The organism is Streptomyces sp. NPDC093225 (assembly GCF_044753805.1).
GTDB lineage: Bacteria > Actinomycetota > Actinomycetes > Streptomycetales > Streptomycetaceae > Streptomyces.
The window spans coordinates 16,704-36,759 of record NZ_JBIVNX010000066.1 but is presented as its reverse complement, the minus strand read 5'-3'; the positions used below and the strand labels follow the sequence as shown (position 1 = coordinate 36,759).

Below are 20,056 nucleotides of genomic sequence, written 5' to 3'. Positions count from 1 at the left end.
TGCAGGCCCTGCGGCAGGCCCACCCCGGAGGCAAGGGGCTTCGCCCTGGCCTTCGGCCACCTCCGGCCCGGGCCTGCCTCCGGACCAGCCTGCCACCCCTGTCAAGCGCCTCCCCCACACACCACGGGACGCTCTCGCTTCGATGGCGTGGCGGAGGGAGGGGGACGGGGTCGGTTCCTGGTTTCGGACGGAACGACGGGATCGCAGAGGTCAGCGTTGGGGTCGGGCGTCGGGCTTCCAGCCCCAGGCGGTGAGCATGCCGGCCGACAGGGCGGCGCACGCGGCGGAGTCCAGGTAGCGGACGGCCTCGTCGAGGGTCGCGTCGTCGACCGCACCCGTCGCGAGCATGGCCGCTCGGCTGCGTTCCCATGTTTCGGCCCAGAAGCGGCTGATGGGACTGCCGGGCTGCAGGGGCGGCACGTGGATCTCGGCGGCGACGCGCTCGAGTCCGGCCCCGTGCAGCAGGTGCGGGTACGCCGGCACGACGGAGACGTCGGTGCCGATGGTGGCCCGCAGCCCCTGCCACATCGCACGCATCGCCACGGTGTACGGGGTGTCGGGCGTGCGGTCGCTCGTCAGGTCGACGGCGTCGCTCAGCACCAGGACTCCGCCGGGCGCGACGAGTTCGGCGAGCGAGGAGACCAGGCGTTCGCGCTCGGCCAGGTGCATCAGGACGAAGCGCGCGTGGACGAGCCGGAAGGTGCCGGGGGCGAAGTCCGGGGCGGTCACGTCGGCCGCCCGTACGTCGAGTCCGGGCCGTGGGGGGAGGAAGCGGACGTCGCGGTCCACCGCGAGTACGCTCGCGACCCCGGCCTCGTCCAGCAGCCGGCGGGCGAGCGTGCCCGTACCGGCGCCCACGTCGAGGCAGGTCCAGCCCGGGCCGACGCCGAGCGCCCGCAGCCTGGCCATGCTGAAGCCGTCGTACGCCAGGGCGCCGGAGTCGATGCGTTCGTCCTCGCCCGCCCGCTCGGGCGGGAAGACGGCCTCGCCGTACCGGCCGCCCTCCGGTGCCCCGCCGTGCGGCACGCCGGTCACGAGCGGGCCGTCCCAGCACCGGACCGGACTGCGGGCGGTGGTGCGTACGACGACGTCATGGCCGGACCTCTTCACGCGCGGGGGAGGTGCGGCGCGTCCCCGTTCCCGGGGCGCCGCACCCCGATCCTCCACCGGAGCCCGCCCGCACCCCGCAGGCACGCCCGCGCCTGGGCCGAACGGCCCAGCCGTGCCTACTCGTCGAAGACGATGTCGTCGACGGGGTGCGTCCAGCGGGTCTTGGTCCCGTCGACCTCGATGACGAGGTCGAGGCCGGTGCTGAAGTGCCCGGCGGACAGCAGCGTGAACTTGTCTGCCTTGCGGTGCAGGAAGTCGAGGAACCCGGTCAGGGACGGGTCCCCGTCGTTCAGCAGCACGTACTCACCGATGCGCCGGTAGAACTTGGGGTAGATGACGTCCTTGCTGACCTCGGGCGGGCCGATCACCTCGGTGCCGCTGAGGGTCTTGTCGTCCTTCCACACGCCGACCGGGGTCGCCGCGGCCTTCGCGGCCGTGGCCCTCATGTCCTCCCGGAGGTCGGGGAACAGGGTGCGGTAGAAGATCGGGTAGACCATGCCCGCGGCGAGCAGGGCGTGGTTGGCGGTCTCGTGCACCCCGTCGGGGGTCAGGAAGACGTGGCCCGTCGCGTCGGCGTCCGGACCGTCGCCCGGGCCCGTGAACGCGATGACGCGGCCGTGCGTGTCCGTGCCCCGGGTCAGGACGTAGCCGCGGCACGCCGGCGGGGTCGTCGGGGCCTTCACGAAGCCGAACGGGGTGCGGTTCACGGGCTCGAACCCCAGGATGCGCAGGAGCGCGGCGGCCGCCTCGCCGGCCGGCACGGTCGGCTGGTGGAGCTCCGGCCCGGCCACGAGGGGCGGCTTGAAGTGGGTCTCGAGGGCGTCGATGCCTTCCAGGCGCAGGTTCGCCCCGCCCGGCCCGTGGATCTCGACGGGCTTCGGGCCGGACAGCGTGGCCCAGACCGAGGGGTCGTCCGGATAGAACCGGACCGTGTCCCCGTCCGGGCGCGTGCCCACGATGCGGAATTCACCTCGGATGCGGAGGTAGGACATGACGGCCTCCTCGGGGACGCCCCTGCTGCCCACTATGCGACCGCTGCCTCCGCGGGGCTACTAAGGGCTTCAACCTCTGCCGCGCGAGAGGTTGAAGCGGACACGGGACCGGCGCCGGAGGGGGATCCGGCGCCGGTCCGGCGCGGCCCGCCCGGGTCCCCGGCTCAGGTGCGGTCGCGGGTCTCGTCGACCACCGGGAGGGCGGTGACGCGGCGGCGGCGCAGGACGCTGCCGTAGACGCCGAGGCCGAGGAGCCCGGCGCCCATCATGATCAGCCCCACCACGTCGAGGTTGACGCTGTCCATATGCCAGTCGCTGGCGAAGGTGAGGATCGCCCCCACCACGATCAGGGCGATGCAACCGCCTATGCCGGCCATGGGTGTTACCTCCTCGTCGGCACTGTCGTCTCTGACGCGCGGCTACCCGGGATGCCCGGCACGAAACGGTGCGGGCGACGAAACCCGTTTGCGGACAGCGGTGTTGGGGGCGGCCGGGACCGGTGGCCGGTGCGTCCATGGGCTCCCCGGGGCGCCCGGGCCCCGTACCCCGGCGGGACGCGCGGCGGGGCGGTTTGACCGCAGGACGACCGGGCACGCGCGGATCCACGCGCTCGCGTCCCCGTTCCCGACACCCAACGAGGAGCCATGAACAGCGTTCTCCGCCTGCTCGTCGTCATCGGCGGCTCCGTCCTGCTCACCGCCGCGCTCGGCTGGCTCGCCGACCTTTTGCTGCGCCGCGCGGACGCCCGGCACCCCGAGACCCCGCTGTGGAACCTGCTGCGCCGCTGCGGACGGTCGGTGCGCCTCCTCCTGCTGGTCGCCCTGCTCCGCGGCGCGTACCGCCAGGTCGAGTGGCGACCGCTCGTGGAACACCGGGTGGCGGTCGGCCGGGTGCTGTCCCTGGTGCTCATCGGCGCGGCGGCCTGGTTCGTCGTCCACATCACCGCCGCGGTGGTCGAGTCGTCCTACGCCCGGTACGCCACCGGCACCCGCGACCCGTCCCGGGTGCGTCGCGTCCGTACGCAGGTGACCCTCGTCATGCGGATCGTCACCGCCGTCGTCGCGGTGGTCGCCGCGGCCGCGATGCTGCTCACCTTCCCCGACTTCCGGGCCGTCGGCACCTCGGTGCTGGCCTCCGCCGGCATCATCGGCATCGTCGCCGGCGTGGCCGCGCAGTCCACGCTCGGCAACCTCTTCGCCGGGTTCCAGATCGCCTTCGGCGACATGGTGCGCATCGGCGACACCGTCGTGGTCGACGGCGAGTGGGGCGTGGTCGAGGAGGTCACGCTCACCCTCCTCGCCGTGCGCACCTGGGACGAGCGGCGCATCACCATGCCGGTCTCCTACTTCACCGGCAAACCCTTCGAGAACTGGTCCCGCGGCGGCGCCCAGATGACCGGCACCGTGTTCCTGCACTGCGACCACAGCGCCCCCGTCCCGCTGATCCGCGAGCGGCTCCGGGAGGTCCTCGACGGCTGCGAGGCGTGGGACGGCCGCGGCTGGGACCTCGCCGTGACCGACACCACCCCCACCACCGTCGTCCTGCGCGCCATCGTCACCGCCAAGGACCCGGACGACCTGTGGACCGCACGCTGCACCGTGCGCGAGCAACTGGTGGCCTGGCTCGCCGAGAAGCACCCGTACGCCCTGCCCCGCGTGGCCACGTCCCCGGCCGCCCCGGCGCCGGGCGACCGGTGACGGCCGGCGGCGCGGGCGGACGCGCGGGTTTCGACGCGCGTGCTCCGGCCAGACGAGGGACGGACGTACGGGGACCGAACCCACGTGAGAGGAGTCGACGGATGACGAACGTGACACGACTGCCGGGCACGGCGGAACACCACTGGACGTGGCAGGAGCGCGCCGCCTGCCGCGATCTCGGCACGGACCGGTTCTTCCACCCCGCGGGCGAGCGCGGCGAGGACCGCGCGGTCCGCGACGAGGCGGCCCGGGAGGTCTGCGCGCTCTGCCCGGTCCAGGCGGAGTGCCTGCGTCACGCCCTGCACGTCCAGGAGCCCTACGGGGTCTGGGGCGGGCTGACGGAGGAGGAGCGCCGCGCCCTCTACGCGCGCGACGCGTGCTGACGGCCGCCGCCCGCCGCCGCCGACGGCCGGCCCGGGGCGGCCGGCCCGAGGTGGCGCGCCGGAACGTCCCCGGGTCAGTCCGCAGCCCGGCCGTCGACGGGGATGCCCAGCCGGTCGGCCACCGCCGCGAGGGCCGTGCCCAGCGGGAGCGCGACCCGGGTGACGGCGTGCCGGTCGCCCCGGGTCGGGTCCCGGTTGACGATCAGGACGGGCGTGCCGGCCCCGGCCGCCTGGCGGACGAACCGCAGCCCGGACATCACCGTGAGCGACGAACCCAGGACCAGCAGCGCGGCCGCCCCGCCGACCAGGTCGCGGCAGTGCTCGACCCGCGGCGGCGGCACGGCTTCGCCGAAGAACACCACGTCCGGTTTGAGGACGCCGCCGCAGCCCGCGCAGGGCACCACGCGGAAGTCCCCGACCTGCTCGTCGGAGAGGTCGGCGTCCCCGTCCGGGTTCAGGGCGGCGGACACCGGCGCGAAGCCGGGGTTGGCCTCCGCCAGGCGCCGGGCCAGTTCGCGGCGCGGGCTGAAGGTGCCGCAGGACAGGCAGACGACCCGGTCCAGGCTGCCGTGGAGCTCCACCACGCCCGCGCTGCCGGCGGCCTGGTGCAGCCCGTCCACGTTCTGGGTGATCACGCCCGCGAGCAGGCCGTGCCGCTCGAACGCCGCCACGGCCCGGTGGCCGGCATTGGGCCGGGCGCGGCCGAACGTCCGCCAGCCGAGGTGGCTGCGCGCCCAGTACCGGCGCCGGTTGCGGGCACTGGCGGTGAAGTCCTGGTACGTCATCGGGGTGTGCCGGCGCAGGCTGCCGCCCTCGCCCCGGTAGTCGGGGATGCCCGACTCCGTGGAGATGCCCGCGCCGCTGAGCACCAGCACGCCGCCGGCCCCCAGCGCACCGGCGACCGGCTCCAGGTCCGTGGTGCCCGGCGGCAGGTCCTCGGGGGGCGTCCAGCTCAGAGTGGGGCGCATGCGCATGCCGCCAGCGTACGGAACCGGCCGGCCGCGGGGACAGGGCCGCCGTGCCCCGGACGGCCCAGGCGCGGCCGCCGCCCGTCGACCGGTGGGCGGGGCCGCGGTCCGGCGGCCGGCACCTGCCCGCCACCCGTCCGGAGGGCCCGCCAGACGGCCGAGCCCGGCCCGCCCCGGCGGCGTCGATTGCCTAGGCTGAAAAGTGGAGCGTCGCGGCGGCGGAAGGTGCCGTCCGGCCGACCGTGCGCCGCGACCGTCACCGGCAGAAGGGGCGTATCCCATGGACACACCGGCGGTGCGACCTCACGCCCGCGGAGGCCCGTGGTGACCGCGGAGGTCGTGCTCCTCTCTCTGGTGATCGCCCTGTCGCCGTTCACCCTCATCCCCGCGCTGTTCATGCAGTTCGCCCCCCGCGCCCGGCAGGTCGGCAGCGCCTTCATGGCGGGCTGGCTGGTCGGGGTCGCCATCCCGGCCTCGCTCACCGTCGCGCTGGCCGAGCTCCTCCACAAGGGGACGACCAGCCCCTCCTGGACCGCCTGGGTGCGCGTCGGACTGGGCGTGCTCCTGATCGGCCTGGGCATCGAGCACTGGCTGGACCGGCACGGCAAGGGACCGCCCCGGTGGATGCGGCTGCTCGCGGACGCCACGCCGGCCAAGGCGGTCCGGCTCGGGCTGGTGCTCTCGCTGGCCAACCCGAAGATCTTCCTCGTCTCCGCGGCGGCCGGCGTCGCGATCGCGGCGGGGGACCCGACCGCCGCCGGCGCCGTGCTGGGCGTGGTGCTGTTCACGGCCTGCGCCGCCTCCACGGTCATCCTTCCCGTGCTGCTCCGCTTCGCGCTCGGGGACCGGGTCGTGGGCCCGCTCGGCCGGACCCGGACCGCCCTGGAGGGCAACGCCGCCGCCGTCATGGCCGTCGCCATCATCGCCATCGGCATCCTCGTGCTGGTGGAGGGCCTCACCAGCATCTGACCGCCGCCCGGGCCGGGTGGCGGTCCCTCGTCTCACGGATGGGTTGGACGCATGACGATGCCCGGACCTGAAGGTCCCCCCGGAAGCGTTCCCGCAGCGGGCGGGCCCGGGATCCCGGTGCCCGAGCCGGCGGCGTGGCTGCGGCGCGGGATCAGCCGCGACGGCGGGCCCCTGCTGGAGGACAGCGAGGTCGTGTGGCTGCAGGTCGGCCCGTACTTCGCCGACAGCCGCGGCTTCGCCGGCGCCACGTCCTACGACGGGTCCCGCGTGCACTTCCACCACCTGACGGGCGAGCCCGGCGAGGACACGGGCGCCCTCCGGTGGGAGGGCCCGAACCTCGTCGAGTGGGGCACCAACACCGACGGCAGCACGTTCCTGGAGGTCTGGACCCCGCTGCCCGCCGCCGACGGGGAGACCGGTTCCTGGAGCGGCACCGGCTACCACGTGGTGCGGGTCGGCCGGCACGTGGTGCACGTCGACTCCGGCGGGGGCACGTACGCACGGCTGTGACCGTCGGAGTGTGACCGCCCCGGCCGCAGCCGGGCTACCGCCGGACCGCGGGCGGCCCGTCAGCGGGGTGTGGCGCGCTCCGGCAGCGGCGTACCGCAGGCACTGCAGAAGCGCGCGTCGGCCTCGATGGCGTGCCGGCGGCAGTTGGTGCACACCAGGTGCACCGCGCACTGGGCGGCGCCCGCCCGCACCGGCGTGCGCCGGCCGATCCGCAGCCCGGTACGGCGCCGGTGCGCCGTCAGGAGCACCAACCCGCCCGGGCCGGCCTCGATGGCACGGGCGTCCCCCCGCGGGACGAGGACCACGGCGCCGGGGGTCAGGTCGCGGGCGGTGCCGGCCACGGTGAGCGTGCCGCCCCCGGCGACCACCAGCACCAGGACGTCCACCTCGGCCTCGGTGTGGGCGGCCACGGTGCCGCCGGCCGGGAAGCGGACCACGTTCGCGTCGAGCTGGCGGGTACGGCGGCGCAGCCGCCACAGGGCGCCGCTCTGGTCCTGGGCGCCGTCCTGTACGAGGCCTGTGAGGGCGACCCCCTCCATCTCCGACTTGGCCAACGCCGCCCGCCCCGCTTCCCGACTCGCATGGTTCCGGCAGGCAATGATTCCCTACGCGGCGCCCTGCCGGTGCATCGGGAGGTCAGCGGGCCGGCCCGCCCGGGGACCCGCGCGGGGCGTACGCCGGCGGCCCCGGAAGCATCGCTTCCGGGGCCGCGGTGTGCGGGGCAGTCCTCAGTCGGTGAGGTACGCCCGCAGGACGGTGACCTCGGACCTGTTGCCCGCGGCGTCGACCACCGTGCCGCGCAGCGACACGTGCCCGCCCGCGGCCGGGCCCTGCACGGTGACCGCGCCGTCCCGGACCGGCAGGGCCTTCCAGGTACGGCCGTCGTCGTACGAGACGGCCACCGCCAGGGACCTCATCCCCCGGCCCGCCGCCGGGCCCTGGACGGTGACCGGGACGCGGAGCGGGTGGCCGCCGTTGACCGTGCCCTCCGCGCGGACGTGCGGAGCGAACCGGACGACCGAGGCCGGGAGCCGCGTCGTGACCCCTGCCCGCGGGGCGGCCGAGCGGAACCACCAGGTGGCGGTCACCTGGGACGAGGTACGGGTGACGGCCGCGGGCTGGGTGGCGGAGGCCACCAGCCGGTAGGAGGCCTCGCGGGACGGCACGGTGAACGGCTTCGCGTCGCGGAGCTGGGCGGACCGGGTGCCGGCGACGACCCCGTTGACGTGGAGCACCGTCGTCCCCTTGGCCAGCGCGTCGCCCCCGTCGTGGCCGGCGCCGTCGGCGAGCAGCGGCAGCGTCCCCCACACCGTGTCGCCCTTCCGGTACAGGCCGAGCCCCGCCGCGGTGTCCGACCGCGGGCCGACGACGGCGCCGCCGAAGCGCTCGGTCAGGGTGCGGCCGCCCGGGTAGGCGCGCACGCCGGCGTACGAGGTCTCCTCCCGGAGGCCCTCCCCGGCCCGGCCGTACTGGGTCGCGGACAGTTCCCAGGTGGCGCCGTCGAGCGCGGACAGGAACATCCGCACCGTGGTCGGCACGTCCCGCCAGGAGGTGAGGGAGCTGCCGGGGGTGCTCCCGGGGAGCCGGCCGACGGCCTGGACGACGCCCTGCTTGCCGGGTGCCGAGGCACCCTGCTCGACGAGGACGGTGGCCAGGTCGGCGGCCTTCAGGTGCCGGGTGTAGCCGGTGGCGGTACGGCGCACCGGGCCGCCGAGCGTGGCGTGGTACTCGTCGTCGCCGTCGGTCCAGTGGGTGTCCCACCGCTGGAACAGGGTGCTGCCCGCAGCCGGTTCGGGCCCCTGGCCGCGCGTGCGCAGGCGGCCGTAGGAGGGCAGCCACCAGCCGAAGGCGTACGTCTCGCCGCCGACCCGCAGTTCGTACCCGGGGGTGACGAACCCCTGCACGGCGGAGGCGGCGGGCACCGTGATGTCCACCGGCCTGGTGGTGCGGGCGTCGACGGTGACCGTGGTGTCGCGGGTGACGTCGAGGCGGGGCTGGGAGATCCAGTCGAGGCCGCCCGCGGGGTCCGCCGGGTCGACCGAGAGGCGCGAGTCGACGACGTAGCGGCCCTTGGGGACGCGCACGGTCTCCGAGCGGGAGTTCTCGTGGTTCTCGAAGAACCTGCCGGTGGCGAGCCCGCCCACGCCCTGGACGGCGCTGTAGTAGGAGGTGGCGTGCTTGCCGTTGCGGCCGACGTGGCGGAGCGTCAGCGCGTACGACTCGACCTCGCGGTCCGCGACCACGGCCGTGCCGACGCTCTGCCCGGCCCCGGTCGCCAGCGCCCGGGCGGTGTAGCGGCCGTTCACGGCCCCGCCGAGCCGGGTGTTCAGGGTGAGGCCGACCGAGGCGGCGCCGCCGGCGGGGACGGTGAGGCGGGGCTCGGCGAAGGCCAGGAAGCCGGCCGGGGCGGGCTTGCCGTCGGGGCCCTCGGCGGTGACGGACAGGTGCAGGGTGACCGGGGCGGTGCCCAGGTTGCGGTAGGTGACCTTGCGGGTCACGGGGGCGTCGTCGCCGTGCGGCCACTGCCCGCCGGACAGGGCCAGCGAGAGGGGCTCGGCGATCACCGACCCGCCGAGCGCCCGGTCGACCGCGATCCGGCCGCCGCCCTGCTGGAAGGCGTGGTAGGGGCCGGGCTTCGCGGAGCCGACGAGGATGCCCTTGAGCTGGGCGCCGGTCCACTTCGGGTGCTTCTGCTGCAGCAGGGCGGCGGCGCCGGCGGCGTGCGGGGTGGCCATGGAGGTGCCGGAGAGCGTGAGGTAGCCGGCCGGCTTCTGGCCGTACCGGCGGGCGAGGACGCTGCCCGGGGCGGCGGCCGCGGTGATGTCCACGCCCGGGGCGGTGGCGTCGGGCTTGACGGCCCCGTCGCCGGCGCGGGGGCCGGTGCCGGAGAAGTCGGCGAGGCGGTCGGCGCCGTCGACGGCGCCCACGGTGAGGGCGGCGTCGGCGCTGCCGGGGGAGTCGACGGAGCCGGGCCCGGACCGCCCGTCGTTGCCGGCGGCGACGGCGAACAGCACGCCCTTGGCGGCGGAGAGCTCGTTCACCGCGGCTTCGACCGGGTCGGTCCCGGGCGAGTCCGGGGCGCCGAGGCTGAGGTTGACGATCCGGGCGCCCTGGGCGACGGCCCACTCCATGCCGGCCAGGATGCCGGAGTCGTCCCCGGAGCCGCTGTCGTCGAGCACCTTGCCGTTGAGCAGCGAGGCGCCCGGTGCGACGCCCTTGAACCTGCCGCCCGACGCGGCGCCCGTGCCCGCGGCGATGGACGCGACGTGGGTGCCGTGACCGAAGCGGTCCGCGGTGCTGCCGGAGCGGGAGAAGTCCCGGGCGGCGACCACCTTGCCCTCGAGGTCGGGGTGCGCGGCGTCGATCCCGGTGTCGAGCACCGCGATCTTCACGCCCTTGCCGTCGTACCCGGCCGCCCACGCCTTGTCGGCGCCGATCTGCCGGGTGCTCCTGTCCAGGGTGGCGCTGCGGATGCCGTCGAGCCAGATCCCGGCGATGCCGGCGGCGGTGGTCCGGGCGGTGCCACCGTGCGGCCGGTCGGTGAGGGCGGCCCAGAGCGCGCCGGACGTCGCCGGGGTCGCGGTGACGGCCTCCGCGTCGAGCAGTCCGTACGTGCGGTCCACGCGCAGCCCGTCGGCGGCGTGCACGGCGGACCGCGCGGACCCGGTGGCCCCGGCGGCGCCCTCGTAGCGGACGATCAGTTGCAGCCGGTCGCCGCGGGCCCTGCGGTAGGCGGGCGCGGTGAGCCCGGTCAGGTCGAAGAGCCGGGCGTCGAGCCGGCCGGCGGCGATCAGGCCCTGGGCATCGAGCGGGACGACGCTGGTACGGCCGCCGTCGCGGCGGACCGAGACGGGTATCCGCTCGCGGCCCGCGGCCGGCACGAAGCCGACCGGTCGGCCCTGGGCGTCCACGGTGACCCGGTCCCCGGTGACCAGGGTCACCCGGGCGTACCCCGGTCGGGCGGCCTGCGGGCCCGGGGCGCCGACGGCGCCGGGTGCGGGTGCGGGTGCCGGCGCGGCCGCGACCGGTGTCGCCAGGCCCGCCGCGAGGGCGAGGACGGCGGCCGAGGCCGCCCCCGTCCGCCGATTGCGAAATGTGCGCACGTCAATCCCCCCTGAAACACATGCGATTGCCCGCGGGAAGAACGTGACACCGCGGGACTCGCAGTATCACCGGCGATCTGACGGCCGTTCAATGACCGATCCGCAACGGAACGACGACCGGAGGATGACCACCGCGGCAGGGCGGCCGTCGCGACACCGGAGCGTCTCCCGGAGGGAGCCGTCGCCGCACGTGGACGGCCTTCCCCGGGTGCTCCGGGAGGGTGTTTTCCGGCGGCCGGATCCGGGGCATGTCATCCGTGTGGCACGTGCACGACGCGAACGACGCGAGCGCCTCGCCTTCGACGGCTGGATCGCCGCCGTCGGCACCGGTTCCGGCACCCGCGTGGTGGTCGGCCACTGGTTGCGCTCCCCGTTCGGCGCCTTCGACGACGTGATGCTGGAGCGGGCCGACGGGCACCGCGTCCTGTACGCCCCCACGACCCCCACGGCGCAGTGGATCGCGGGCGTCTACCACTTCGACGAGCTGCGCACCGGCCCGGTGACGGTGCGTGCACGGCACCCGGCGTGGGAGGTCTCGGCCGGCCCGCTGGTCCTGCGCTTCGCCCTCGGCCGGCGCGGCGCGCTCGGCCTGGCCCTGCGGGCCGTCCCGGGACCCCTCGCCCGCCGGCCGGCGTGGGCCGCCCTCGCCGACCTCCCCGCCCGCGCGCTGCCCGGCGTACGGACCCGCGGCAGCTCCCGCCCCGGCTGCCGTCAGTGGTACGCGGCCCGCGACCTCCTGCCGATCACCAGCGCCGCCGCGTCCTTCGGCGGGACCGACCTCGGGCCGCTCGCCGCGGTCCTCCCGCCCGTCCGGTTCGGCTTCGCCTCGGCCCCCGCCGCGCCGGCGCTCGTCCGCGTGGTCTCCACCGTCGAACGCGCGGTGCGCCCGCCCGCCGCCTGACGCGGCACCCCCGGCCCCTCGCCTGACGGGCACCGCTCGCCCGCCGCCTGACGCGACGCCCTCCGCCCGAGGGGGCCGCCCCGGCCGACCGGTGCGACAACTGCCCCCGCCGCGGGCACCGTTGCGGCACCACGATTCGTGTCACCGCCGATCAGCCGCTAAAGTCCCTGGTCACGACCGCACCCCGGTGATCCTCGGGCCGGTCAGGCTCTGCCACGGCCGATGGCACCTCCACGGCCGGTGTGCCGTTCTCCGCCTGCCCGGGCCCCGTTCACGGGGGCGGTCCGCACGGCGGGGCGCCCGGCCCCGGCCGACCGGTCAGGAGGAACGAGTGGCACAGATCATCGCCGAGGTCTCGCGGACGTTCAACGAGTTCCTGCTCCTGCCGAACCGGACCCGGACGGACACGACGGCCGCGACCGTGGAGCTGCGCACGCCCCTGGTCCGGCACGTCGTCGGCGAAGCGCCGGCGATCGAGCTGCAGTCCCCGTTCACGTCCGCGATCATGCAGGCCGTCAGCACGCCCGAGCTGGCCATCGCGCTCGCCCGCAGCGGCGGTCTCAGCTTCCTGCACCACAACCAGCCGGTCGAGGACCAGGCGGCCGCGGTCCGCCAGGTGAAGAACTTCAAGGCCGGCTTCGTCACCAGCGACACCAACGTCCGGCCCGACGACAGCCTGGGCCACCTGGTCGACGTCATGCGCCGCACCGGCCACAGCACCGCCGCCGTCACCCACGACGGCACCGCCACCGGCCGCCTGCTCGGCCTGGTGACCTCCCGGGACTTCCACCCGCAGCGGCACGACCTGGCCGGACCGGTCAGCGGCCGGATGACCGCCGTCGCCGACCTGGCCCACGCCGGGCCCGACATCACGCTGTCCGAGGCGAACGCGCGGCTGTGGGACGACCGGCTGGACTGCCTCCCGGTGCTCACCGCCGGGGGGCACCTGCAGCACCTGGTGTTCCGCTCGGACTACGCGGACAACAAGCGGTTCCCGAACCAGCTCGTGGACGCCGCCAAGCGCCTGCGCGTGGGCGCGGGCATCAACACCCACGACTACCAGGAGCGCGTCCCGGCGCTGCTGGAGGCGGGCGCCGACGCGCTGTGCTTCGACTCGTCCGACGGCTACAGCGACTGGCAGGCGCAGGCCCTGACCTGGGTGAAGAAGCACTACCCCGAGGTCCCGGTCGGCGGCGGCAACGTGGTCGACGGCGAGGCGTTCACCTTCCTCGCCGAGGCCGGCGCGGACTTCGTGAAGGTCGGGGTCGGCGGCGGCTCCATCTGCATCACCCGGGACCAGAAGGGCATCGGCCGCGGCCAGGCCAGTGCCGTCCTCGACGTCGCGGCGGCCCGGGACGCCTTCCGGGAGCGCACTGGGGAGTACGTGCCGATCTGCTCCGACGGCGGGCTGGTGCACGACTACCACGTGGCCCTGGCGCTGGCTATGGGTGCCGACTTCGTCATGATGGGGCGCTACTTCGCCCGCTTCGACCAGGCGGCCGGCGCGAAGCTGCCCACCCGCGACGGCTTCGTCAAGGAGTACTGGGGCGAGGGCTCGAACCGGGCCCGCAACTGGCAGCGTTACGGCCAGGGCGGCCAGGGGCTGCTGTTCGAGGAGGGCGTCGACGGCTACGTGCCCTACGCGGGCGACCTCAACGAGGGGCTCGCGCTGACCGTCGCCAAGCTCAGGACCACGATGGTCTCCTGCGGCTCGCGGACGCTGCCGGAGTTCCAGTCCTCGGCCCGGCTGACCCTGGTGTCGGACCAGAGCTTCCAGGAGAGCCACGCGAACGTCACCCTGCGGGACACCCCGGCGACGGTCTCCTGACGCGACGCCACGCCCGTCCGGATCGCCCGCCGCGCCCACCGGGCGGGCGGTCCGGGGGGCCCGCGGCGCCGGCCCGTACGTCGGGTGCGCGCCAAAATCACGCGCCGGCCGGTCGTCCTTCCGGCCGGCCGGCCAACCGGACGACCCCCCGCCGGTACGGTGCGTGTGCTGCACGCACACGGTCGGTGATCTTTCTTCACGAATCCGTCGCACGGTCTTCACAACCCGACCGCTTCCGGCCGAACCCGGAACGGGGCGCCCGGTCGGGGGCAGACGGGCCCGCGGGGCCCTGCCTAGCCTCCCGGGCCATGCAGTCATCCCTGAAGGGCCGCCTCGGCCTCGCCGCAGTCCTCGCCGTCGTCCTCGCCCTCTTCGGCCTCGCCCCGGCCGCGAGCGCCGACCCCGCCCCCGCCCCGCTGACGTTCGGCACGAGCAGCGCCACCACCACCCCCGGCGGGTCGGTGCAGCTGTCGATGACGCTCACCAACAACAAGACCTACGACATCTGGTTCGTCTACCAGACGATCGACCCCACGTGGCTCACCACCCAGCGCCCCGACCTGAAGTACAGCTTCACCGGCTGCACGCTCGCCACCGCCTCCGGCAGCACCCCCTGCGCCGGCACCGGCCCGGCCAACCTCGGCCAGAACTACGGCGCGACCATCCCGCCCGGCCAGAGCCGCACCGTGACGCTGACCCTCCAGGTCGCCGCCGACTCCGGCTGCAACGGCAACATCGGCTTCTACTCGTACTACTACGCCGAGTTCAGCGACAGCACCAACACCAGCGGCGGCCCTGTCTTCACGCCCGAGACGCGCGTCCTGTGCGCCTGACCGCCTGACGGTCCCGTCCGGTCACCGCGCCCGGTTGGCCGGAAAGCGCCGTAGAACATACCTTCGGCGCGGTCTGGACCACAGGAAGCCGAGCCGGCGGACCCCCGGGGTCCGCCGGCTCGCGGCTGTCGGCCCGGACCAGCGCGCACGACCCCCGATCGGCCGGCCGGGCCTCCGGCGGAGGCTCCGAAACGGGTCAACTCCCTTGAAACTACACCTAGTTGTGTGCCTGCACTTTTCCGCCGGTTCTCCTGGCACCACCACAGAAGCTACACATACCCATCACACTGTGACGCGACGGATGCGTCGACGACTGGCTTCTGAGGGGGCGCCGGCGTCGCGCAAGGGGGTGCGTCCGCTCCGTGCGAGCCGTACTCACCCCTGCCTGGGAGGGGACTTCACCGCATGAAGCGGACCGTACGCACCACCGCACTCACGGTGGGCGCGCTCATCGCTGCTCTCGGCCTGCCGGCCGGGGCCGCCCACGCCGACTCCGCGCCCCGCACCGACCTGAAGGTGCTCGTGGTCAGCGACGGCGGCCCGGCCACCGACGCCATCGCGGCGGAACTGGACTCGTCCGGAACCCCGTACACCAAGGTCGACCTCACCCGCGGGGACCGGCCCACCATCGACGCCGCGTTCCTCGCCGACACCGTGGACGGCCGCCCGCGTGCCAGGTACCAGGCGGTCGTGCTGCCCAGCGACAACCCGTTCGCCGCCGGCTCCGCCGAGATGACCGCCCTGGTCGCCTACGAGCAGACCTACGGCATCCCGCAGGTCGACGCCTACACGTACGCGCGTCCCCAGGTCGGCCTGCAGTACTTCGTCTCCGGCGGCTACGCGGGCAGCCTCGACGGCGTGTCGGCCGCGACCACCGCCGCCGGCCGCACCGGCCCGTTCGGATACCTGGACGGAGCGGTCCCGTTCGAGGACAACTCTCCCTCCGTGGGCGAGAGTTACGCCTACCTCGCGCAGCCGGCGCCCGGTGCCGACTTCACCCCGTACGTCGACGCCCCCATCCCCGGCACCTCCAGACGCGGGTCACTCGTCGGCGAGTACCGCCACGACGGGCGCCGCGAACTGGTCGTCACCTTCGTCTACAACCGCTACCAGCAGCAGTTCCGGCTCCTGGCCCGCGGCATCGTCGACTGGATGACCGGCGGCGTGCACCTGGGATCCTCCCGCCACTTCTTCGCCGTCCACGTCGACGACGTGTTCGCCGCCGACGACCGCTGGGACACCACCCTCAACTGCACCCCCGGCGACGTCGACTGCACCGGCGGCGCCGGCACCCCCAACCCGATCCGCATGACCGCCGCCGACGCGGACGAGGCCGCCGCCTGGCAGAACCGCCGCGGCCTCACCCTCGACATGGTCTACAACGGCGCCGGCAGCCTCGACCAGCGCGAGGACCACGACGGCGTCGACGAACTCGCCGACCGCATGCTCGCGCGCCGGGCCGAGTTCCGCTGGGTCAACCACACCTACACCCACGCCTACCTCGGCTGCGAGCAGGACGTCAGCGTCGTGCCCTGGAAGTGCGCGACCACCCCCGGCGGCGCCACCCGTTGGGTCAGCCGCGGCGCCATCGACGACGAGATCGCCCTCAACCGCGTCTGGGGCCAGACCTCCGGACTCCCGCTCCAGACCGACGAGCTGGTCACCGGCGAGCACTCCGGCACGGCGATCCTGCCCCAGCAGCCCCAGGACAACCCGAACCTCGCCCCCGCCCTCGCCGACAACGGCGTGAAATGGCTGGCCTCGGACAACTCCCGCGACCCCGAGCAGCGCGTCATCGGTCCCGCCGCCACCGTCGCCCGCCACCCGATGAACGTCTTCTTCAACGCCGGCAGGGCCGCCGAGGAGGTCGACGAGTACAACTGGATCTACACCAGCCGCGCCCAGGGCGGCAGCGGCATCTGCGAGGACCACCCGGACACCACCACCTGCCTGCCCGCACCGCTGAGCACGGCCACCGGGTACGCCGGCCACATCGTGCCGCAGGAGATCCGCACCGCCCTCGGACACGTCCTCGCCGGCGATCCCAAGCCGCACTTCATCCACCAGTCCAACCTCGCCGAGGAGCGGATCGCCTACCCGGTCCTCGACGGCGTCCTGGACGGCTACGCGGCCCTGTTCGCCGACAACACGCCGCTGGTCAACCTGCGGATGCGGGACATCGGCACCGAACTGAAGCGCCGCGCCGCCTGGACCGCCGCGCTGCGCGCCGGCCAGGTCACCGCCCACCGCGTCGGCGACACCGTCACCGTCCAGGCGCCCGCCGGCCTCGCCGTCCCGGCCACCCTGCCCGACGGGACCCGACTCGGGGCCGCCGCCTTCGGCAGCCCCTACGCCGGCCGCGCCACCGCCTGGACCGTCTCGACCGGCGCGCCGCTGGCCTACGACCTGCCGGCGACCGCCGCCGCGCCGGCCGCCCGCCACGCGGCCGGCGACCGGGCCCCGGTGCCCGCACCGGCGCCGCGCACCAAGGTCCCCGAGGCCGTGCGCGAACCCCGCTCCACCGCCGCTCTGGGCTGACCGGCGCCCCGGGCGTCCCCGCCGCCGCCGTGCGGCCGGGACGCCCGGCCCGACGCCCGACCCCACGTCCCCGCTTTCCGCCGTGGAGCACATCCATGCACGTTCACCACGGCGCGCGACGCCCCGGCGCGGCGCGCGTCACCCTGCTCACCGAAGGCACCTACCCCCACAGCCACGGCGGAGTCAGCGTCTGGTGCGACCAGCTCGTCCAGGGCATGCCCGACATCGACTTCGACGTCGTCGCGGTCACCGGCACCGGCCGCGAACCCCTGGCCTGGGACCTGCCGGGCCACGTCCTGGACGTCCGGTCGGTCCCCATGTGGGGGGCGCCGCCCGAGGGCCGGGCACCGCGGGGCCGCGCCCTGCGCCGGCTGGCCGACGCCTACGAGCGCTTCCTGACCGCGCTGCTCGACCCGTGCGCCGAGGCCGGGTTCCCACCCGCCCTGTACGCCATGGCGCACGCCGCGGCGGACGGCGGCCTCAGCGCCTTCCTGCGCGGCGACCGGGCCATCGCGATCCTGGCGGCCGTCTGGAACCGGCCCGGCCTCGCCGTCCGGGAGGCCCGCCCCACCCTGCGCGACGCGCTGACCGCCACCTCCCTGCTCGAGCACGCGCTGCGCCCGCTGGCGGCCGAACCACCCCGGCACGGCGTGGCCCACGCGGTCAGCGGCGGCGTGGCCGTCCTGCCGGGCCTCGCCGGGCTGGACCGGCACGACGTACCGCTGCTCCTCACCGAGCACGGGGTCTACCTGCGCGAGCGCTACCTCGGCTACCGCACCGCCCCGTACCGATGGCCCGTCAAGGCGGTCGTCCTCGGCTTCTTCCGGCTGCTGGCGGAGGAGAGCTACCGGCGGGCCGCGCTCATCACTCCGGGCAACCGCTACAACCGGCTGTGGGAGGAGCAGGGCGGCGCCCGCCCCGACGCGATCCGGACCGTCTACAACGGCGTGGACCCGGCCGCCTTCCCGCCGGCCGGCCCCGAACCGGCGGCGCCCACGCTCAGCTGGGCCGGCCGGGTCGACCCGATCAAGGACCTGGAAACCCTGGTCCGCGCCTTCGACCTGGTCAGACGTCAGGTGCCGGAGGCCCGGCTCAGACTCTTCGGCGGCACCCCGCGCGGCGGCGAGGCCTACCGCGAACGCTGCGAGGCCCTGGCCGCCGAACTCGGGCACGCCGACGCGGTGGTCTTCGAGGGCCGGGTCGACGACATCAAGGACGCCTACGCGGCGGGCAACGTCGTGATGCTCTCCAGCATCAGCGAGGGCTTCCCGTTCACCCTCATCGAGGCCATGTCCTGCGGCCGCGCCACCGTCTCCACCGACGTGGGCGGTGTCCGCGAGGCCGTCGGCGACGCCGGCCTGGTGGTCCCCCCGCGCGACCCGGACGCCATGGCCGCCGCGGCCCTGGAACTCCTGGGCGACGCCCCGCGGCGCGCCGCGATGGGGGAGGCGGCCCGGCTGCGGGTGATCGAGCAGTTCACGCTGCGCCAGACCATCGACACCTTCCGCGGAATCTACCTCGACCTGTCCGCCCCGGCCCGCCCCGGCGGCCTGCCGTACCTGCCGGCGCAGACCGCCCCCGCCGCCGCGGGCGCCGTACGACCACCGGCTCCCGTGCCGGTACCCGGACCCGCACCCGTGCCCGTGGCCGCGTCCGCCCCCGCGCTCGTGCCGGGTCCGGCCGGCGCCCCCGTCCCGGCCGCGGCGGACCCGTACGCCACCGGCCCGGCCGCCCCCGCACCCACCGGCACCCCCGCCGGCCTCGACACCGGAAGCCTCGCCGGATGAGCGGGCCGATGGACCTGGAGCCCCGTACCGGCGGCCAACACGACACCCTGGCCCTCCGGTTGGCGGCCCCCGTCGCCCGGACCCCGCGCCGCCACCTGGCCGACGCCTCGACCCTCACCCTGCGGCTGCCCGGACACGGCCCCGACGAGGCGGCGGTCAGCCTGCTCGCCGCCGAGCTCGCCGACCGCGTGGGCCCGGCCGTCCACCCGTACGAGGTGGCCGCACTGCTGGAGGCCGACGGCCTGTCCGCCGACACCATCCGGCGCCGCTACGGACACCCGGACATCTTCTCGCTCGCCGCCGCCCTCTACGAGCGGGTGCCACGGGTCTTCCCCGAGCCGCCCCGCACCCCCGACCCCTGGCGCCCCGACACCGTCCGCTGCCTGCTGCGCGGCGTGCTCTTCGCCCTGCCCGCCCTCGCCTACCTCCTCACCGCCCCCCTGTGGCACCCCGGCCGGGACGCGGCCCCCCTGCTCGTCGCCGGCGTCGTCTCCTGGGCCTGGGGGCAGGCCCTGGGCCACCGCGCCTACCTGCGGATGGCGGTGGGCGGCCGGGAGGCCGCGCGCACGCTCCTGTACGGCGCACCCCTGGGCGCGGCCCTGGCCACCGCGGCCGCCGCCGGCAGCGCCCTCGCCGGCAGCGCCGGAGCCGGACCGCTCGTCTGGGCCGCCGCCGCCCAGTCGCTCTACCTCGCCGCCGCGGGCGTCCTGCTCGTCCTGGGCCGCGAGTGGCTGCTCCTGGCCGCCCTCGGCCCGCTGTGCGCGGGCGCCGCCGCCCTGCCCTGGTACGAGCCGGGCCCCCTGCTGCGCACCGGCCTGCCCGCCCTGGCCCTGGCCGGCGCGCTCGCCGCGGCCGGCTGGGCACTGCGCGCCGGTCTCACCGCCCCGGCGGCACCGGCGGACCAGGGCACCCGTCCCGCGCTGCTGCGCTCGCTGCCCTACGGGCTCTTCGGGCTGGGCGCCGCGGTGCTGGTCCTCGTCGAGGGCCGGCGCGAACCGTACGCGGTGGTCGTCCTGACCCTCAGCATGGGCCCCGCCGAATGGCTGCTCTACCGCTTCCGCGGGCTGGCCCTGGCCGCCCTCGGCAGGAGCGCCACCCCGACCGGGTTCCTGCTGCGCTCCGCCGGCGTGCTGGCCCTGTGCCTGCTCGCCTACACCCTGCCGCTGGTGCCCGCGGCCCTGCTCACCGGGGGCGGGCCGGCGGCGCTGCCGCTGCTCGCGGCCACCCTGTGGACCGCCCTGCTGCTCCAGGCCTTCGGGGCCGCCTGGCCCCCGGCCCTGCTCTGCCTGACGGCCGCGGCCGGCGCCGCCCTCGCGGACCTGCTGGGCCTGGCCGCCGGCCCGGTGGCGCTGCCGGCGTACTGCGGGGCCGCCGCGCTGTGCCTGGCCGGCTTCGCCCTGCGGCTCCTCGGCCGGCCGGCCCCGCACACCTGATCCG

16 protein-coding genes are annotated in these 20,056 nt (G+C 75.6%); 10 read left to right on the top strand and 6 right to left on the bottom strand.

Features of this window, described 5'->3' with window-relative positions; all coding sequences use genetic code 11:
* Nucleotides 1-210 precede the first annotated feature (210 nt).
* The 3 genes from ACIQCH_RS34810 to ACIQCH_RS34800 all read right to left on the bottom strand — a co-directional run bounded on the left by ACIQCH_RS34810 (nt 211) and on the right by ACIQCH_RS34800 (nt 2,479).
* Nucleotides 211-1,035 carry a class I SAM-dependent methyltransferase gene (locus ACIQCH_RS34810; protein ID WP_402587717.1) on the bottom strand — a complete coding sequence of 275 codons (825 nt, stop codon included), beginning with the start codon at nt 1,033-1,035 and terminating at the stop codon, nt 211-213.
* Between the two features lie 191 nt (nt 1,036-1,226).
* Nucleotides 1,227-2,102, bottom strand: coding sequence for a nuclease (locus ACIQCH_RS34805; protein WP_402587714.1), 876 nt, complete (start codon nt 2,100-2,102; stop codon nt 1,227-1,229).
* A gap of 164 nt (nt 2,103-2,266) precedes the next feature.
* Complete coding sequence (locus ACIQCH_RS34800; protein ID WP_402587712.1) at nt 2,267-2,479, bottom strand: hypothetical protein; 213 nt, start codon at nt 2,477-2,479, stop codon at nt 2,267-2,269.
* Between the two features lie 267 nt (nt 2,480-2,746).
* Here ACIQCH_RS34800 and ACIQCH_RS34795 point away from each other — a divergent pair, with 267 nt between their 5' ends.
* On the top strand, nt 2,747-3,799 hold the full coding sequence (locus ACIQCH_RS34795) for a mechanosensitive ion channel family protein (protein ID WP_402587710.1): 1,053 nt from the start codon (nt 2,747-2,749) through the stop codon (nt 3,797-3,799).
* Nucleotides 3,800-3,900: 101 nt separating this feature from the next.
* Nucleotides 3,901-4,182 carry a WhiB family transcriptional regulator gene (locus ACIQCH_RS34790; RefSeq protein WP_402587708.1) on the top strand — a complete coding sequence of 94 codons (282 nt, stop codon included), beginning with the start codon at nt 3,901-3,903 and terminating at the stop codon, nt 4,180-4,182.
* A 74-nt stretch (nt 4,183-4,256) separates the two neighbouring features.
* On the opposite strand, the gene ACIQCH_RS34785 is transcribed toward ACIQCH_RS34790, so the two are convergent.
* Nucleotides 4,257-5,156 carry an NAD-dependent protein deacetylase gene (locus ACIQCH_RS34785; protein ID WP_402587706.1) on the bottom strand — a complete coding sequence of 300 codons (900 nt, stop codon included), beginning with the start codon at nt 5,154-5,156 and terminating at the stop codon, nt 4,257-4,259.
* Between the two features lie 318 nt (nt 5,157-5,474).
* On the opposite strand from ACIQCH_RS34785, the gene ACIQCH_RS34780 reads away from it, so the two are divergent.
* Together ACIQCH_RS34780 and ACIQCH_RS34775 are read left to right on the top strand one after the other, a co-directional pair.
* On the top strand, nt 5,475-6,119 hold the full coding sequence (locus ACIQCH_RS34780) for a GAP family protein (RefSeq protein ID WP_402587704.1): 645 nt from the start codon (nt 5,475-5,477) through the stop codon (nt 6,117-6,119).
* A 117-nt stretch (nt 6,120-6,236) separates the two neighbouring features.
* Nucleotides 6,237-6,629 (top strand): hypothetical protein, encoded by a 393-nt coding sequence (locus ACIQCH_RS34775; RefSeq protein ID WP_402587702.1) that lies wholly within the window; start codon nt 6,237-6,239, stop codon nt 6,627-6,629.
* A 59-nt stretch (nt 6,630-6,688) separates the two neighbouring features.
* On the opposite strand, the gene ACIQCH_RS34770 is transcribed toward ACIQCH_RS34775, so the two are convergent.
* Together ACIQCH_RS34770 and ACIQCH_RS34765 are read right to left on the bottom strand one after the other, a co-directional pair.
* Entirely contained in the window at nt 6,689-7,183 is a 495-nt protein-coding gene (locus ACIQCH_RS34770; protein ID WP_402587700.1) for a hypothetical protein, read from the bottom strand.
* A gap of 174 nt (nt 7,184-7,357) precedes the next feature.
* Nucleotides 7,358-10,732: a S8 family peptidase gene (locus tag ACIQCH_RS34765; protein ID WP_402587698.1), complete on the bottom strand. Its 3,375-nt coding sequence runs from the start codon at nt 10,730-10,732 to the stop codon at nt 7,358-7,360.
* Nucleotides 10,733-10,991: 259 nt separating this feature from the next.
* Here ACIQCH_RS34765 and ACIQCH_RS34760 point away from each other — a divergent pair, with 259 nt between their 5' ends.
* The 6 genes from ACIQCH_RS34760 (at nt 10,992) to ACIQCH_RS34735 (ending at nt 20,052) form a co-directional block, all read left to right on the top strand.
* Nucleotides 10,992-11,633, top strand: a complete 642-nt coding sequence (locus tag ACIQCH_RS34760) for a hypothetical protein (RefSeq protein ID WP_402587696.1) — start codon at nt 10,992-10,994, stop codon at nt 11,631-11,633.
* A 331-nt stretch (nt 11,634-11,964) separates the two neighbouring features.
* Nucleotides 11,965-13,461: an IMP dehydrogenase gene (locus ACIQCH_RS34755; RefSeq protein ID WP_402587694.1), complete on the top strand. Its 1,497-nt coding sequence runs from the start codon at nt 11,965-11,967 to the stop codon at nt 13,459-13,461.
* 308 nt (nt 13,462-13,769) lie between these two features.
* Complete coding sequence (locus ACIQCH_RS34750; protein WP_402587693.1) at nt 13,770-14,294, top strand: hypothetical protein; 525 nt, start codon at nt 13,770-13,772, stop codon at nt 14,292-14,294.
* Nucleotides 14,295-14,699: 405 nt separating this feature from the next.
* Entirely contained in the window at nt 14,700-16,832 is a 2,133-nt protein-coding gene (locus tag ACIQCH_RS34745) for a hypothetical protein (protein WP_402587691.1), read from the top strand.
* 95 nt (nt 16,833-16,927) lie between these two features.
* Nucleotides 16,928-18,619, top strand: coding sequence for a GT4 family glycosyltransferase PelF (pelF, locus tag ACIQCH_RS34740; protein ID WP_402587689.1), 1,692 nt, complete (start codon nt 16,928-16,930; stop codon nt 18,617-18,619).
* Entirely contained in the window at nt 18,616-20,052 is a 1,437-nt protein-coding gene (locus ACIQCH_RS34735) for a hypothetical protein (RefSeq protein ID WP_402587687.1), read from the top strand. The genes pelF and ACIQCH_RS34735 overlap by 4 nt, the downstream gene beginning before the upstream one ends.
* The last annotated feature ends 4 nt before the right edge of the window (nt 20,053-20,056 follow it).

Excerpts from the sequence above, each read along its gene's own strand:
- ACIQCH_RS34805 (WP_402587714.1), bottom strand. The coding sequence starts at position 2,102 with ATGTCCTACCTCCGCATCCGAGGTGAATTCCGCATCGTGGGCACGCGC.
- ACIQCH_RS34800 (WP_402587712.1), bottom strand. The coding sequence starts at position 2,479 with ATGGCCGGCATAGGCGGTTGCATCGCCCTGATCGTGGTGGGGGCGATC.
- ACIQCH_RS34795 (WP_402587710.1), top strand. The coding sequence starts at position 2,747 with ATGAACAGCGTTCTCCGCCTGCTCGTCGTCATCGGCGGCTCCGTCCTG.
- ACIQCH_RS34790 (WP_402587708.1), top strand. The coding sequence starts at position 3,901 with ATGACGAACGTGACACGACTGCCGGGCACGGCGGAACACCACTGGACG.
- ACIQCH_RS34785 (WP_402587706.1), bottom strand. The coding sequence starts at position 5,156 with ATGCGCATGCGCCCCACTCTGAGCTGGACGCCCCCCGAGGACCTGCCG.
- ACIQCH_RS34750 (WP_402587693.1), top strand. The coding sequence starts at position 13,770 with ATGCAGTCATCCCTGAAGGGCCGCCTCGGCCTCGCCGCAGTCCTCGCC.
- ACIQCH_RS34745 (WP_402587691.1), top strand. The coding sequence starts at position 14,700 with ATGAAGCGGACCGTACGCACCACCGCACTCACGGTGGGCGCGCTCATC.
- pelF (WP_402587689.1), top strand. The coding sequence starts at position 16,928 with ATGCACGTTCACCACGGCGCGCGACGCCCCGGCGCGGCGCGCGTCACC.
- ACIQCH_RS34735 (WP_402587687.1), top strand. The coding sequence starts at position 18,616 with ATGAGCGGGCCGATGGACCTGGAGCCCCGTACCGGCGGCCAACACGAC.